General features: G+C 56.6%; 17 protein-coding genes. 13 read left to right on the top strand and 4 right to left on the bottom strand.

The genetic code is table 11. The features are described 5' to 3' along the window. The first annotated feature begins 89 nt into the window (after positions 1 to 89). From B5E43_RS01205 to B5E43_RS01185, 5 genes are read left to right on the top strand one after another with little or no spacing between them, the layout of a single operon-like run. A complete protein-coding gene (locus B5E43_RS01205) occupies positions 90 to 371 on the top strand; it encodes a hypothetical protein (protein ID WP_087392955.1) in 282 nt (93 codons plus the stop codon). Continuing rightward, the gene (locus B5E43_RS01200; RefSeq protein WP_087392920.1) at positions 364 to 645 is read left to right on the top strand and encodes a hypothetical protein; all 282 of its coding nucleotides are present in this window, start codon (positions 364 to 366) and stop codon (positions 643 to 645) included. The genes B5E43_RS01205 and B5E43_RS01200 overlap by 8 nt, the downstream gene beginning before the upstream one ends. A gap of 14 nt (positions 646 to 659) precedes the next feature. Beyond that, positions 660 to 1,112: a DUF2829 domain-containing protein gene (locus B5E43_RS01195; RefSeq protein WP_087392919.1), complete on the top strand. Its 453-nt coding sequence runs from the start codon at positions 660 to 662 to the stop codon at positions 1,110 to 1,112. A gap of 12 nt (positions 1,113 to 1,124) precedes the next feature. Next, positions 1,125 to 1,481: a hypothetical protein gene (locus B5E43_RS01190; RefSeq protein ID WP_087392918.1), complete on the top strand. Its 357-nt coding sequence runs from the start codon at positions 1,125 to 1,127 to the stop codon at positions 1,479 to 1,481. Then, positions 1,474 to 2,223, top strand: coding sequence for an N-acetylmuramoyl-L-alanine amidase (locus B5E43_RS01185; RefSeq protein WP_087392917.1), 750 nt, complete (start codon positions 1,474 to 1,476; stop codon positions 2,221 to 2,223). Before B5E43_RS01190 ends, B5E43_RS01185 begins: the two co-directional genes overlap by 8 nt. Positions 2,224 to 2,258: 35 nt before the next feature. Here the strand turns inward: B5E43_RS01185 and B5E43_RS01180 are convergent, their stop codons facing one another. Continuing rightward, positions 2,259 to 2,444, bottom strand: coding sequence for a hypothetical protein (locus tag B5E43_RS01180; RefSeq protein WP_087392916.1), 186 nt, complete (start codon positions 2,442 to 2,444; stop codon positions 2,259 to 2,261). Positions 2,445 to 2,446: 2 nt separating this feature from the next. Continuing rightward, positions 2,447 to 2,896 (bottom strand): hypothetical protein, encoded by a 450-nt coding sequence (locus B5E43_RS01175; protein ID WP_087392915.1) that lies wholly within the window; start codon positions 2,894 to 2,896, stop codon positions 2,447 to 2,449. Positions 2,897 to 3,017: 121 nt separating this feature from the next. On the opposite strand from B5E43_RS01175, the gene B5E43_RS01170 reads away from it, so the two are divergent. Then, positions 3,018 to 3,260, top strand: a complete 243-nt coding sequence (locus B5E43_RS01170; RefSeq protein ID WP_087392914.1) for a helix-turn-helix transcriptional regulator — start codon at positions 3,018 to 3,020, stop codon at positions 3,258 to 3,260. Positions 3,261 to 3,399: 139 nt separating this feature from the next. Next, positions 3,400 to 4,443 (top strand): IS30 family transposase, encoded by a 1,044-nt coding sequence (locus B5E43_RS01165; RefSeq protein ID WP_087392913.1) that lies wholly within the window; start codon positions 3,400 to 3,402, stop codon positions 4,441 to 4,443. A 75-nt stretch (positions 4,444 to 4,518) separates the two neighbouring features. On the opposite strand, the gene leuS is transcribed toward B5E43_RS01165, so the two are convergent. Further along, on the bottom strand, positions 4,519 to 6,942 hold the full coding sequence (gene leuS, locus B5E43_RS01160; RefSeq protein WP_087392954.1) for a leucine--tRNA ligase: 2,424 nt from the start codon (positions 6,940 to 6,942) through the stop codon (positions 4,519 to 4,521). A gap of 267 nt (positions 6,943 to 7,209) precedes the next feature. Here leuS and B5E43_RS01155 point away from each other — a divergent pair, with 267 nt between their 5' ends. Beyond that, a complete protein-coding gene (locus B5E43_RS01155; RefSeq protein WP_087392912.1) occupies positions 7,210 to 8,709 on the top strand; it encodes a copper amine oxidase N-terminal domain-containing protein in 1,500 nt (499 codons plus the stop codon). Positions 8,710 to 8,789: 80 nt separating this feature from the next. Here B5E43_RS01155 and B5E43_RS15000 read toward each other — a convergent pair whose 3' ends face one another. Further along, positions 8,790 to 9,488: a hypothetical protein gene (locus tag B5E43_RS15000; RefSeq protein ID WP_087392911.1), complete on the bottom strand. Its 699-nt coding sequence runs from the start codon at positions 9,486 to 9,488 to the stop codon at positions 8,790 to 8,792. Between the two features lie 222 nt (positions 9,489 to 9,710). Between B5E43_RS15000 and B5E43_RS01145 the strand changes: the two genes are divergently transcribed. The 5 genes from B5E43_RS01145 to truA all read left to right on the top strand — a co-directional run bounded on the left by B5E43_RS01145 (position 9,711) and on the right by truA (position 14,004). Beyond that, entirely contained in the window at positions 9,711 to 10,577 is an 867-nt protein-coding gene (locus B5E43_RS01145) for a class I SAM-dependent methyltransferase (RefSeq protein WP_087392910.1), read from the top strand. 33 nt (positions 10,578 to 10,610) lie between these two features. Further along, entirely contained in the window at positions 10,611 to 11,480 is an 870-nt protein-coding gene (locus B5E43_RS01140) for an energy-coupling factor transporter ATPase (RefSeq protein ID WP_087392909.1), read from the top strand. A 74-nt stretch (positions 11,481 to 11,554) separates the two neighbouring features. Beyond that, a complete protein-coding gene (locus tag B5E43_RS01135; protein ID WP_087392908.1) occupies positions 11,555 to 12,418 on the top strand; it encodes an energy-coupling factor transporter ATPase in 864 nt (287 codons plus the stop codon). After that, positions 12,419 to 13,228: an energy-coupling factor transporter transmembrane component T gene (locus B5E43_RS01130; RefSeq protein WP_087392907.1), complete on the top strand. Its 810-nt coding sequence runs from the start codon at positions 12,419 to 12,421 to the stop codon at positions 13,226 to 13,228. Between the two features lie 23 nt (positions 13,229 to 13,251). Next, on the top strand, positions 13,252 to 14,004 hold the full coding sequence (gene truA / locus B5E43_RS01125; RefSeq protein WP_087392906.1) for a tRNA pseudouridine(38-40) synthase TruA: 753 nt from the start codon (positions 13,252 to 13,254) through the stop codon (positions 14,002 to 14,004). Positions 14,005 to 14,017: the final 13 nt, after the last annotated feature.

Here is a 14,017-nt window from a genome sequence, read left to right as displayed (position 1 = left end):
AAAAGCGCCGCCTCCTAAATTTTCGCTTTGTTCAGGGCGCAATCCATCTTTCCACATGGTATGCTCGGTTGGAAAGGGCGGTGGTAAGTATGAGTGATGCAGTTCTGGTTGCCATCATCGGTCTTGGCGGCTCCTGCCTCGGTTCCGTCATCGGCGTAATCACGAGCAGCAAGCTGACACAGTACCGGCTTGAGCAACTGGAAAAGAAGGTGGACAAGCACAACAATTTGGTGGAGCGGACCTACCAGCTTGAGAAGGACGTAGGGCTTCTTGACGAGCGTCTTGAGGGCGCGGAACGGCTTCTAACGGAGAAGATGAAGGTCGCAAACCACCGAATCGAGGACCTGGAGAAGGGTGGTTCAGATGGCTAAAGGAAAGCGCCTGGATGCCCGTTCTGTGACGAGGACGCTGTTTGTTACGACACAGCTCGCGGCGCTCGGTTGGGTGTCGATGTCCTACTTGATTGCCGCATACGCCACGGTTCGACTTGGTCAGGTTTTCCCTGTCGAAGAACTTTCCGAGCAGGCAATAGAAACCATCCTGGGAGTAAATTTCCTCAAGGTCATCGAGAACATCTTCGAGCATAACGACGGGTCTGTTTTCGGAAAAAGCAACACCGAAAAACAGGTAAAAAGAGATTGCTGAGAAGGAGGCACGACATGAAAAGATATATCGGAACCAAGATCATCGAGGCGGAACCTGCGTATCGGGTTGACGGAAAAACTGTTCAGCCGGTCACCTGGCCCATCCCGGAAGGGTCGAAAGCGGAGGATGGCTACGCCGTCCGCTATCCTGACGGCTATATGAGCTGGTCCCCCAAGGCCGTTTTTGAGGAGGCGTACCGCCCCACTGACAGCCTCACTTTCGGCCTCGCTATCGAGGCTGCGAAGCGCGGCAAGAAGATTCAGCGCGAGGGATGGAACGGGAAGGGACAGTATGTCCAGCTCGCATCCGCCGTAAGCTACGTTGCCCCTGATGGGGAGATCATCAACGCGGACCACAGTTCCATCGGGAATAAGGCCCTGGCTTTCGTCGGAACGTCCGGCGTTCAGATTGGGTGGCTCGCATCCCAGGCTGATATGCTGGCCGACGATTGGAAGATTGTTGAGTAAGGAGGAAATTTTATGGACTTCATCATTGAAAACTGGCCCATCATTGTGGCTGGAGCTGCTTTCGTGGCAGCGGTCGCTTCTTGCGTTGCCAAGTTCGTGGGGCTTCCGACTGAATCCCAGCTCGCAAAGGTCAAGGAATGGCTTTTGTGGGCCGTCACAGAGGCCGAGAAGGAGCTGGGCGGCGGAACCGGGCAGCTCAAGTTGCGGCAGGTCTACGACCTGTTTGTGACACGCTTCCCGTGGCTTGCAAAGATGATTTCCTTCGATATGTTCAGCAGCCTGGTTGATGAAGCGCTGGAGGAAATGCGTTCTATGCTGGACAGCAACCAGGCTGTAAAGGCTTTTGTGGAGGGTGCGAGCCATGAGTAATAGCCCGCTTGCAACCTATAAGCTGATCTCCCCGAACAAGAACAGCCCCAGAAACCATGCCATTGACAGGGTTAGCGTCCACTGTTTTGTCGGGCAGGTCACGGCAAAACGCGGCTGCGAGGTGTTTCAGCCTGCAAGCAAGGAAGCGTCTTGCAACTATGTCATCGGCTACGACGGAAGCATCGGCCTTTGCGTGGAGGAGAAGGACCGCTCCTGGTGTACTTCCAGCTCCGCAAACGACAACCGCGCTATCACCATCGAGGTTGCCAGCGATGACAAGGACCCCTACTCCGTCACCGAAAAAGCGTATGCCTCTCTCCTTGACCTCCTCACAGACATCTGCGAACGCAACGGGAAGAAGAAGTTGCTCTGGTTTGGCGACAAAGACAAGGCGCTTTCTTACTCCCCCAGAAGCGATGAAATGGTGATGACGGTCCACCGCTGGTTTGCTAACAAGGCTTGCCCTGGCGAATGGCTGTATAGCCGACACGGGCAGATTGCGGCGGAGGTCACGAAACGACTTGGAAAGGATGAACTGGATATGACGAAAGAGGAACTTCTCTCCTGCGCCGGGACCGGCGACAACCCCTCTGACTGGGCCAAGGAAGGAACTGAGTTCTGCAAGGAACACGGCATCTTCGCTGGCGACGGAAACGGAAACTACGGGTGGAGGCAGCCCATCACCCGCGAGGCGGTGGCCTGTGTCATCCAGCGTGCCATCGAAGTGGCGAAGGAAATGTAAAAGTGGGCCGGAGGATTGAACCTCCGGCCCACTTTCTATTCTTCTTCGCGTTTTGAACGATAGCAGATGTACGCAATCGCAGCCAGCAGCGCTCCGGCTGGTATTCCAAAGGTGTTTGCAAGATCATCTCCAAACGCTACCAGGAACCCATACCTTACCCCGAACATGATTGCCAGAAGTACCACACCTGGAAGCACGACATCACCCACAAACTTTCTCATGCTCAACCTCCAAACCCATATTTATCAAGTATGGTCCACTCGCCGAAACTGGACGCCTTACTAAAACAAGAGCTGCACGGCTCTCTCCCGTCCTCAAGCGCTGATTCCAGGGACGTGTAGATGGTCAGATTCTCGGCGTCAATTCTCTCTGCATACGGGCATCCGCTTCTATGGACCACCGAACTGTTTACGCTCCCTACATACTGGTCGCTCGCGTTCGCGCTGGACGCATAGATCTCGGGAGCGATGGTTCCGGCATCAGCCGAAACCGGCTCCGATGCGCTCGACATAATAGCTGCTGCAATTATGCAGGCGGCCACAATTATTGAAATCGAGATGATCGCCGCGCCTGCAATTCCGTTTCTTCTTCTCTCTCGCGTTGGCCCTTTTTCTTGAACTGCCTGCTGCCTCAAGATTTCGCCGCTCCCCTTCAAACAGTATTGCTCTTGCATCGTACTCCCTCCTTTGTGACGAAAACGCACGAAATTTGTAAATTCAATATATCTTGTAAATCTTTATTACAAGAATATCCGAAAAAAATGGTACAGTCAAGGCAAAACGGAGGGTGACGCCTTGAAAATTTATGACTACGACGGAGCAAAGAATATATCCGGCGAACGAATCAGGCAGGCCAGGGTTACGCAGCGGCTTACCCAGGGCGACCTCGCTGCCCGTATGCAGCTCAACGGAGTTCAAATAGAACGTGAAGCCATCAGCAAGATTGAGAGCGGCGTTCGCTTTGTTGCCGACTATGAGCTGGTCCACTTCTCAAAAGTCCTTGGAGTGGCAATAAACTGGCTGGTTGGAGAAGAATGAAAAATTTTCTAAAAAATCCCCACTACCTTACGGGTAGTGGGGATTTTCTGCATCCTCCCAGGGCGTTGACAGGTTGCGACAAAATGTGCTAAAGATATACAAAAGTCATGCAAATGCACAGAAAATGGAGGTTGTATATATGCCGAAATACAAGGGCGCACACCTGACCTGGACAGATCGCCTCACCATTGAAAAGATGCTCCGGCAAGGATGCAGCAAGCCGCAAATTGCTCGGTATCTCGGCGTTCATCACAGCACTATTTACGACGAGTGCAAGAGGGGCGCTGTGGAACTTGTGGACAGCGAGCTTCGGACCTACACAACATACTCCCCGGAGGTTGCGGAGGCATACCACAAAAAGGCCGTTAAAAACATGGAGAAGGGGCTGAAAATAGGCAAAGACCGCGCTCTTGCAAGCTGGCTTGTGGATACCATATCCGCAGGGTATTCTCCGGCTGCCGCCTGCGCGCTCCTCGGGAAAACGCCGGAAACTACATTTTCTTGCACACTCTGCCGACAGACTGTGTATAAGTACATCGACAGAGGGGATTTGTGGCCCCTGACGAACAAAAAGCTGCGCTACAAAGGAAAGCGAAAGCGCGCTTATAACCACGTCAGGGCGGCAAAGGCCCCTCGCGGGGAAAGCATTGAACGCAGGCCGGAGAACGTCGATTCAAGGCTGGAACCTGGACATTGGGAGATGGACAGCGTTGTGAGCGGGAGGGGAGGCAAAGCGGCCCTTCTTGTGCTTACTGAGAGAGCTACGCGGTATGAGATTGCCGTCCGCGTCCCAGATCACACGTCCGCCAGTGTAGTTTCAGCCCTGGACAGGCTGGAGCGACGCTTCGGCTCGCATGAGTTCCGGCGTCTATTTAAGACCATTACCGTAGACAATGGAAGTGAGTTCTCCGACCGCTGGGGGATGGAGCGGTCATGGAGAACTCACTGGAAACAAAGGACGCGCGTTTTTTATTGCCACCCGTATTCCTCCTGGGAGCGCGGCAGCAACGAGAAGCAGAACCAGATGATACGGTGGCACTTTCCGAAAGGAACGAACTTCACTAAGATTTCACAGGCCCGCATAGATGATGCCGTTGAATGGCTCAATAATTACCCTCGAAAAATCCTCGGATGGAGGAGCGCTGGAGAGGCGTTCCAAGAGTTTCTTGCAAGCGTCATTTGAAGTGAATATATTTTTTCAAATAAATTCGGGTTTATCTATTGACATTTGCGGAACTGGGTGTAAACCTTGGTTTGATCAGGCCTTGGGCTTAAAGATCAGGCTGACCAGCTTGCCCTTGACCACGATGGTCTTAACCAACTGCATCCCTTCCTCCAGCTTGACAATCTTGGGCTCGGCCAGGGCGGCAGCTACTACGTCCTCATCGCTGGCATCGGCGGGAACCTGAATATTGGCCTTTACCTTGCCGCTGACCTGGACAGCCATCTGAACGGTAGCAGTGACAGTCTTGGCCTCATCATACTCCGGCCAGGGCTGGAGACACACCTGTCCGCCGTAACCAGCCATCTCCCACAGCTCCTCACACATATGGGGAGCAAAGGGAGAGAGCATGAGCAGTAGAGCCTTCATATCCCCCCGGCTGGCGCCGTTGGCATAGAAGTCATTGACCAGGGACATCAGAGCCGCAATAGCGGTGTTGAACTTCATGGCCTCGATGTCCTCAGACACCTTCTTGATGGCCTTGTGAACGGCCACCTCATTGACCTTGGAATACTCCTCTCCCACATGCTCCTGCTCTGTGGCCAGATTCCACACCCGGTCCAGGAAGCGCTTGCAGCCTTTGACGGCATTGGCAGACCAGGCAGCCGCCTTCTCAAAGTCGCCGATGAACATGATATAGGTGCGCATGGTGTCAGCGCCGTACTGATCGATAATATCGTTGGGGTTGACCACGTTGCCGCGGCTCTTGGACATCTTCTCTCCGCCCTCGCCCAGGATCATACCGTGGGAGGTGCGCTTCTTGTAGGGTTCCTTGGTGGGCACCACGCCGATATCGTAGAGGAACTTGTGCCAGAAGCGGCTGTATAGCAGGTGGAGGGTGGTGTGCTCCATGCCACCGTTGTACCAATCCACCGGGGACCAATAGTCCAGAGTTTCCTTGGAGGCCAGGGCCTTGTCGTTATGGGGATCCATATACCGCAGGAAGTACCAGCTGGAGCCGGCCCACTGGGGCATGGTGTCGGTCTCCCGCTTGGCGGGACCGCCGCAGCAGGGGCAGGTGGTGTTTACCCAGTCGGTCATCTTGGAGATGGGGGACTCACCGTCGTCGGTAGGCTCATAGCTCTCCACCTCGGGCAGCAGCAGGGGCAGCTGGTCCTCCGGGATGGGCTGCCAGCCGCATTTCTCGCACCACACCATGGGAATGGGCTCACCCCAATAGCGCTGGCGGGAGAAGACCCAGTCACGCAGCTTGTAGTTCACCTGGGCATGGCCGATACCCTTCTCCTCCAGCCATTTGGTAATGGCCGGTATGGCATCCTTAACTGTCATACCGTTGAGGAAGTCGGAGTTGACCATAATGCCGGTCTCATCCTTAGCGGTAAAGGCGGCCTTCTGCACGTCCTCGCCGCCGGAAACCACCTCGATGATCTCACAGCCAAACTTCTTGGCAAACTCCCAGTCACGGTCGTCGTGGGCAGGCACGGCCATGATGGCGCCAGTGCCGTAGGTGGCCAGGACATAGTCGGAGATGAAGATGGGGATCTCCTTACCGTTGACCGGATTGATGCCCTTCACGCCGTCCAGGTACACGCCGGTCTTCTCCTTATTGAGCTCCGTGCGCTCCAGGTCGGACTTGGAGGCGGCGGCCTTCTGATAGGCCTTCACCTCGTCGGCGTTCTTCAGCAGAGGCATCCACTGCTCAATATATTTATGCTCGGGAGACAGGACCATATAGGTGGCGCCGAAGAGGGTGTCCGGCCGGGTTGTGTACACTACGATGTCGTCTCCGGTGGTGGCCTTGAAGGTGACCTCCGCACCGGTGGAACGGCCGATCCAGTTTTTCTGCTGGATCTTTACCCGCTCGATGAAGTCCAGATCGTCCAGATCGTCAATCAGGCGCTGGGCATAGGCGGTGATCTTCAGCATCCACTGGCTCTTCTCCTTGCGGATGACGGGGGCTCCGCAGCGCTCGCACACGCCCTCCACCACTTCCTCGTTGGCCAGCACGCACTTGCAGGAGGTACACCAGTTCACAGGCATGGTGGTCTTATAGGCCAGGCCGTGCTTGTAGAGCTGGAGGAAGATCCACTGGGTCCACTTGTAATAGCTGGGGTCGGTGGTGTTGACCACTCGGTCCCAATCAAAGGAGTAGCCCAGCATATGCAACTGCTTGGTGAAGTTCTCAATGTTATCCTGAGTCACCTTGGCGGGGTGGATGTGGTTTTTAATGGCAAAGTTCTCTGTGGGCAGTCCAAAGGCGTCAAAGCCGATGGGGAAAAGCACATTGTACCCATCCATCCGCTTTTTCCGGGCCACCACGTCCATGGCGGTATAGGGCCGGGCATGTCCCACATGCAGGCCATTTCCTGAGGGATAAGGGAACTCCACCAGGCCGTAAAACTTGGGCTTGCTGGTGTCTCCCGTCTTGCAGGCAAAGGTCTTTTCTTCCTTCCACCGAGTCTGCCACTTTTTCTCAATGGCGGTGAAATCGTACTTCACATTCATCACGCTTTCCTGTATTCTTTGGCCCGAAGGGGCTCTGATGCAAAATGATTCCGTAATATTATATCGGATGCCACTGGCGATTGCAAGGGTTCTTGGGGAAAATCCCGCTTCTTTCCCCCTCTCTTCCCAGAACAGTGCAATTTTAATAAAATCTTCATGTTTGTTAAGAAACCTTATGCTATAATTATATTATCCAATTTCCTCTGGGTTTGGACCACTGGATATTGTCTGGGCTGACTATGTGATAAAGGAGTTGTGTACATGAAAAAGATGTTCCGCACGATGCTTTGTGCCGCCCTGTTAGCCATGGCGGTCAGCATCCCCGCCTTTGCTGCCGAGACAGAGGTCCCGGAAAAGCAGGGGGATTTCTATGTACTGGTCAACGATCAGTATGTCACCTTCACTGACGCTGTTCCTCAGATCAAGGACAGCCGCTCTTGCCTGCCCTTTGTGGCTGTGTTTGAGCAGCTGGGCTTCGCTGAGGAGAACATGACCTGGGACAACGCCACCAAGACGGTCACCGCCACCAAGGATGACACCACCATCTCCCTGACCATAGGCAAGACCGCTATCACTCTTTCCACCGGCACCGAGGCTGCCAAGGAGATCTCCACCGATGTAGCCCCCTACGTAGACCCCGCCACCAGCCGCACTTACGTGCCCTTCGGCCTGGTGGCTGACGCCCTGGGCTACAGCGTGGGCTGGGACGCTCAGCAGAAGGCCGTCATCATTGACGACGTGGACGCCATCCTGGCCGCCAACACCGAAACCTATGAGCTGATGGACCAGTACATGGCCTACAACAAGACCTTCTATGAGGAGAACCAGAAGGTTACCGGCCAGTTCTCCATGAATATGGGTGTGACCTCCGAGGCGGAGGGCAGCAGCTCTGACGTGTCCTTTGATCTGACTGGTGACTATGAGATGCTCATGGCCAATACCACTGCCTTTGAGATGTCCACGGACATGACCATGGACATGGCTATGTCTCTCGACGGCACCGACATAACGGACATGCTTCAGGGCGAGGACGGCCTCCAGCTTCCCTTGGACATTTCCATGGAACTGCGCGGCGACATGGAGGACGGCATTTTCTACTACCAGTCCGCCGCTCTGGAGCATCTGATTCAGGGCGAGAGCGATCCCTCTAACACCTGGTACAAGCTGGACCTGAAGGCCATTTTTGACCAAATGAGCTCTGTCACCGGCATGGATTACGCCACCCTGCTTAAGCTCTCCGCCGCCAGCATGGACCAGTCCTTCGCTGAGACTCTGGATACCATGCTGCGGACCCTTCCTCTGACCAGCGTGGACTACACCACCACCGATTACCTGACCATGCTCAACGCTATGCTGGGCGACAGCGCCTTCGAGAAGTCCGGCTCCTCCTATGTGAACACCCTGGAGCAGGACGGCGTGAAGCTGGTCTTCACCCTGACCACCAGCGGCTCTAAGGTAAACGGCTACTCCATGGAGATGACCACTGCCGATCCCGCTCTGGCCGGTATGGAAATGTCCATCACCGCCTCCATGAAGGACAACAAGATGGACATGGGTATGACCATGGATATGATCATTGACCCCGGTGCCGGCAGCGCCACCATCACCTTTGACTTTGCCATGGACGGCACCTACCAGAGCACCAACAAGTCCCCCGTCACGGAGCCTCCCGCAGGAGCTCAGGTGGTAGACATCATGGAGATGCTCTCCTCCGCCGTCGGCTCTGCTGACTCTGTCCCCGCTCCGGAAGCGGACGCCTGATCCCTGTGCCATAAAAAAACAGCCGCTGCCCGATGAACCGGGCGGCGGCTGTTTTCTTTGGTTATTTGGTTCCACAAAGGTCAAGTCTCATGCTCCGGAATGGGCATGGGGGCGGCTACCTTTTCCGGCGCTGATGCGGCGTATGTCTGGGCAATGGCTTCCAAAGCCACCTCCTGCTCCTCCATTAGAGCCGTTACCTGCTCCAGGCATTTCCCCGCCTTATCCAGCTTATCCGCGGCATGGGAGACGGTAGACTCCACCTGACTGCGCAGGGAATCATACTCCCGCTCTAACTTCTGCATCCACTGTTCCATCTGCCGGCGCAGCTGCCGGGCCTGCTCCTGGGCCTGCTCCTGCACCGCCTGGGCCCGGCGGTGTGCTTCCAGCTCCACCCCCGCTGTACGCTCCTTAACGGCATCATAGGCAGCGGCTCCCGGCTCCAGCTGGGCCACCTTCGCCTGCAGCTCCTCTACCTGGCGTTTGGCCTGCTCCAGCTCATTGCCGCTTTGGCTGCACTGGGTCCGGCTGGAGGACAGGGCCAGATTAGCCTGTTCCAGCTTCTCCCGCAGCTCCTCATTTTCCCGGCGCAGCAGCCCCAGCTGCTCCTGCTGCTCAGAGAGCTGCGCGTCCTGCCGGGCCATGGTGTCCTGGGCCTGCCCCAGCTGGCTCTCCAGCTCCTGCTGGTGTTTGGCCGCCTCCTGGGCGGTCTGCTCCAAATAAGTCAAAACGTCCTGGCGGTTAAACCCGCCAAACATCGCATTCCGGAAGGGATGATCCATTGCTCACACCTCATTTGATCTGCCCTGTGGGGCCTATGGATTTGTCGATTTCCCATGTATTCTATCACAGCCTCCCCTGAATTACAATCGTTTCCCATGGAATCTTCCCTCCACCCCCTTTTTCCCCAGGCAACTTCCTCTAAATTCGTTGACGGAACCCCGCCCGGGATGATATACTAACTTAGTTTGAATTGTTTTTATGATAGGTGAGGTGTGCCCACTATGTGGCTGTCCGATCAGTGGAAAGACTATGAACTCATCGACTGCGGTCGGGGGGAAAAACTGGAGCGCTGGGGAACCCAACTTCTGGTCCGCCCCGATCCCCAGGCCATTTGGAATACGCCCCGGCGCCATCCGGGCTGGAAGGTCAATGCAGGCCGGTACGCCCGCTCCTCCACCGGGGGCGGGCAGTGGCAGAACAAGTCCATGCCGGAGCGCTGGACGGTGTCCTACCGGGATTTAACCTTTAACATCAAGCCCATGAATTTCAAACACACTGGCCTGTTTCCGGAACAAGCCGCCAACTGGGACTTTGCCCGGGAGCAGATTCGGAAGGCCGGACGGCCGATAAATGTACTCAATCTCTTTGCCTACACAGGGGGAGCCACGGTGGCCTGCGCCGCCGCCGGGGCCAGCGTCTGTCATGTGGACGCGGCCAAGGGTATGGTCCAGTGGGCCCGGGAAAACGCCAAGAGCTCCGGTCTGGAAGACGCCCCCATCCGCTGGATCGTGGACGACTGTGCCAAATTTGTGGAGCGGGAAATTCGCCGTGGCCGCCGTTATGACGCCATCATCATGGACCCCCCCTCCTACGGCCGAGGCCCCACCGGCGAGGTGTGGAAGCTGGAAGAAAACCTCTACCCCTTTGTGGAGCTGGTATCAGGGGTATTGTCCGATCAGCCCCTGTTCATCATTCTCAATTCCTATACCACCGGCCTTGCCCCCAGCGTGGTCACTTATATCCTGGAGACGTTGATCTCCAAAAAGTTCGGTGGCCACACCACCTCCGATGAGTTGGGTCTCCCCGTCACCCAGACCGGCCTGGCCCTTCCCTGCGGTGCCACCGGCCGTTGGGTTTGGGAGCCCTGACCCCCAATTTCAATAAAGTTGAGGCTTACGCCCATGAAAAACAACATCATTTATACCGATGACATCCACTTCTCCTACACCACCGCCGAGGGAGTGGCCCCTGTGGTCCTGGATGGGGTCACGTTAGGGATTGAGGAGGGCTCCTTCGTGGCTGTGCTGGGCCACAACGGCAGCGGAAAATCCACTCTGGCCAAGCACATGAACGCCATCCTTCTCCCCTCAGGCGGGACCGTCTATGTGGACGGAATTGACACCGCTGACGATGAGCGCCTGATGGACATCCGCCGGACGGTGGGCATGGTGTTCCAGAACCCGGACAACCAGATCGTGGCCAATGTGGTGGAGGAGGACGTGGCCTTTGCCCCGGAAAACTTAGGCGTCCCTCCCGAGGAGATTCGCCGCCGGGTGGACGACGCGCTGAAAGCGGTGGGGATGTATGAATTTCGGGAGCACGCCCCCCACCTGCTCTCCGGGGGCCAGAAGCAGCGCATTGCCATTGCAGGCGTGATCGCTATGCAGCCCCGGTGCATCGTGCTGGATGAGCCCACCGCCATGCTGGACCCCATCGGCCGGGCTGATGTTCTGCGCACCATCAAGACCTTGAACCGGGAGCGGGGTGTCACAGTGGTCTTGATCACCCACCATATGGACGAGGCCGCCCAGGCCGACCGGCTGGTTGTAATGGCCAAAGGCAAGGTGGTGGCGGACGGGACACCCAAAGAGGTGTTTTCCGACGTGGAGGGATTGAAGGCGGTGGGCCTCACCGTCCCCCAGACCACCCAACTTTTGTGGGAGCTGCGCCAGGCGGGATGGGATGTGCCCCTGGACGCACTGAGCGACGAGGAGTGCGCCCAAACGCTCTATTACTTGCTCACGGAACATCCCTCAGGTAAAAGCCTGTAAAGGGAAAGCCCCATCCGGGCGTGACCTGTTCCCCGTGAACAGGCAGGCACCACTAGGAAAAGGACGTAACAGGAATGGATACAATCATCGAGACCAAACAGCTCACCCATACTTACTCCGCTGGCACTCCCTTTGAGCGCTCCGCGCTGCTGAATGTGGATTTCTCCGCCTACCGGGGGGAGTATCTGGGCATCATCGGCCACACCGGTTCGGGAAAGTCCACCCTCATCCAGCATCTGAACGGCCTGCTGAAACCCACCTCCGGCCAGGTGCTTTTTCAGGGGGAGGATATCTGGAGCGACCCCAAACGCACCCGGCTGACCCGGTTCCAGGTGGGGTTGGTGTTCCAATATCCCGAGTACCAGCTCTTTGAGGAGACGGTGTACAAGGACATTGCCTTTGGACCGAAAAACATGGGTCTGGACGAAAAAGAAATTGACCGCCGGGTGCGTCAGTCGGCCTACTTTGTGGGCCTGCGGGACGACCAGCTGGACAAATCCCCCTTTGAGCTCTCGGGGGGACAGAAACGACGGGTAGCCATCGCCGGAGTCATCGCCATGGAGCCCAAGGTGCTCATTTTGGACGAGCCCACGGCCGGACTGGACCCGGTGGGGGTTGAGTCTATTTTAAGTAACATTCGGGATTACCATCAGTTCCACAACGCCACGGTCATCCTGGTCTCCCACTCCATGGAGGAGGTGGCCCGCTCCGTGGACCGGCTGGTGGTGGTCAACGACGGACACATCCCCTTCCAGGGCACGCCCCGGGAGGTCTTCCGCCATGGAGACGAGCTGGAACAGATGGGACTGGGCGTCCCCCAGATGACCCGGGTATTCCACCGGTTGCGCCAGCTGGGTGTGGACATTGACCCGTCGGTCTATACCGTGGAGCAGGCCAGAGACGCCCTTCTGGCCAAGCTGGGAAAGGGGGCGGTGTAAATGGCGCTGAAGGACATTACGCTGGGACAGTACTTCCCCGGCCATTCCCTGGTCCACCGCCTGGACCCCCGCACCAAACTTATTGCGGTCACCTTATACATTGTGGCCCTGTTCCTGGCCGACTATTTCTATACCTACGCAATTATGGTAGCTGTACTGGGACTGTCCATCGCCATCTCCCACGTACCCCTAAAATCCATCCTCCGGGGCCTGAAACCCGTTTTGTTTATTGCTATCTTTACTGCTGTACTGAATCTATTCTACACCCCCGGCACCCATGTGCTGGTCCAGGTGTGGATTTTCACCATTACACTGGAAGGAATCCTCAACGCGTTTTTCATGGTGGTGCGCATTATGATGCTCATTGCCGGCACCTTCCTGCTCACCTATACCACCTCCCCCATCCTTTTGACAGATGGACTGGAGTCTCTGATGAACCCGCTGAAAAAGATCCACGTCCCCGTTCACGAGCTGGCCATGATGATGTCCATCGCTCTGCGCTTTATTCCCACCCTTATCGAGGAGACGGACAAAATTATGTCTGCCCAGCGGGCTCGGGGCGCAGACTTTGAAAGCGGCAATCTGATCCAGCGGGCCAAGGCGCTGATCCCCCTGCTGGTGCCCCTGTTTATCTCCGCTTTCCGCCGGGCCGACGAACTGGCCGTGGCTATGGAGTGCCGCTGCTACCACGGCGGAGAAGGCCGCACCCGTCTGCGCCAGCTGCGGTATCAGGGCATCGACTACGCCGCTCTGGCCTTCTTCCTGGTCATCACGGTGCTAGTTGGGGTACTGGGCCATTTCGGCTACTGATTGACAAAATATGGGGTGATTTTATGGAGCGAAACATCGCCCTGAAATTGATGTATAACGGCACCGCCTACCACGGCTGGCAGGTGCAGAAAAACGCAATATCTGTGGCGGAGACGTTGGAAAAGGCCCTGGCCACTGTGGTATGCCACCGGGTAAAATGTACCGGGGCAGGCCGCACCGACGCCGGAGTCCATGCGGAGACCTATGTGGCTAATTTCCGCACCACCTCCGCCATCCCCTGCGACCGCATTCCTCTGGCGGTCAACACCCGCCTGCCCAATGATATCGTGGTGGTCAAGGCCACCCAGGTGCCCATGGAATTTAACGCCATCGGCTCCTGCCATCGAAAAGAATATACCTACCGCATCTACAACTCCCGCCTGGGTAACCCCTTCTATGTGGACCGGGCCTGGTTTTACTCCAAGCACCTGGATGAGACCGTCATGGCCCGGGCGGCAGCCCAATTTGTGGGCACCCACGACTTCCGTGCCGTCCGTTCTGTGGGCACTGAGACCAAAACCACAGTGCGCACCGTCTACTACTTCGACGTATCCCGCAGGGAAGACCTGATAGAGTGTAAGGTGTGTGCCAACGGCTTTCTCTACAATATGGTCCGGGCCATGGTGGGCACCATCGTCTACGCCGCAGAGGGAAAATTGTCCCCGGAGGATATTCCTCTCATTTTAGACTCGGGCAACCGCACGTTGGCCGGCCCCACCGTACCACCCGGCGGTCTTTACATGACCAAGCTGTGGTACGACGAGGACGTTTTATAACACAGGAGCGATC

Source organism: Flavonifractor sp. An100 (assembly GCF_002161175.1).
GTDB lineage: Bacteria > Bacillota > Clostridia > Oscillospirales > Oscillospiraceae > Lawsonibacter.
The sequence above is the reverse complement of the archived record's forward strand: the minus strand, read 5'-3'. Positions and strand labels throughout refer to the sequence as shown.

Excerpts from the sequence above, each read along its gene's own strand:
- B5E43_RS01190 (WP_087392918.1), top strand. The coding sequence starts at position 1,125 with ATGGACTTCATCATTGAAAACTGGCCCATCATTGTGGCTGGAGCTGCT.
- B5E43_RS01165 (WP_087392913.1), top strand. The coding sequence starts at position 3,400 with ATGCCGAAATACAAGGGCGCACACCTGACCTGGACAGATCGCCTCACC.
- B5E43_RS01145 (WP_087392910.1), top strand. The coding sequence starts at position 9,711 with ATGTGGCTGTCCGATCAGTGGAAAGACTATGAACTCATCGACTGCGGT.
- B5E43_RS01205 (WP_087392955.1), top strand. The coding sequence starts at position 90 with ATGAGTGATGCAGTTCTGGTTGCCATCATCGGTCTTGGCGGCTCCTGC.
- B5E43_RS01200 (WP_087392920.1), top strand. The coding sequence starts at position 364 with ATGGCTAAAGGAAAGCGCCTGGATGCCCGTTCTGTGACGAGGACGCTG.
- truA (WP_087392906.1), top strand. The coding sequence starts at position 13,252 with ATGGAGCGAAACATCGCCCTGAAATTGATGTATAACGGCACCGCCTAC.
- B5E43_RS01195 (WP_087392919.1), top strand. The coding sequence starts at position 660 with ATGAAAAGATATATCGGAACCAAGATCATCGAGGCGGAACCTGCGTAT.
- B5E43_RS01130 (WP_087392907.1), top strand. The coding sequence starts at position 12,419 with ATGGCGCTGAAGGACATTACGCTGGGACAGTACTTCCCCGGCCATTCC.
- B5E43_RS01140 (WP_087392909.1), top strand. The coding sequence starts at position 10,611 with ATGAAAAACAACATCATTTATACCGATGACATCCACTTCTCCTACACC.
- B5E43_RS01185 (WP_087392917.1), top strand. The coding sequence starts at position 1,474 with ATGAGTAATAGCCCGCTTGCAACCTATAAGCTGATCTCCCCGAACAAG.
- B5E43_RS01175 (WP_087392915.1), bottom strand. The coding sequence starts at position 2,896 with ATGCAAGAGCAATACTGTTTGAAGGGGAGCGGCGAAATCTTGAGGCAG.
- B5E43_RS01155 (WP_087392912.1), top strand. The coding sequence starts at position 7,210 with ATGAAAAAGATGTTCCGCACGATGCTTTGTGCCGCCCTGTTAGCCATG.
- B5E43_RS01180 (WP_087392916.1), bottom strand. The coding sequence starts at position 2,444 with ATGAGAAAGTTTGTGGGTGATGTCGTGCTTCCAGGTGTGGTACTTCTG.
- B5E43_RS15000 (WP_087392911.1), bottom strand. The coding sequence starts at position 9,488 with ATGGATCATCCCTTCCGGAATGCGATGTTTGGCGGGTTTAACCGCCAG.
- B5E43_RS01135 (WP_087392908.1), top strand. The coding sequence starts at position 11,555 with ATGGATACAATCATCGAGACCAAACAGCTCACCCATACTTACTCCGCT.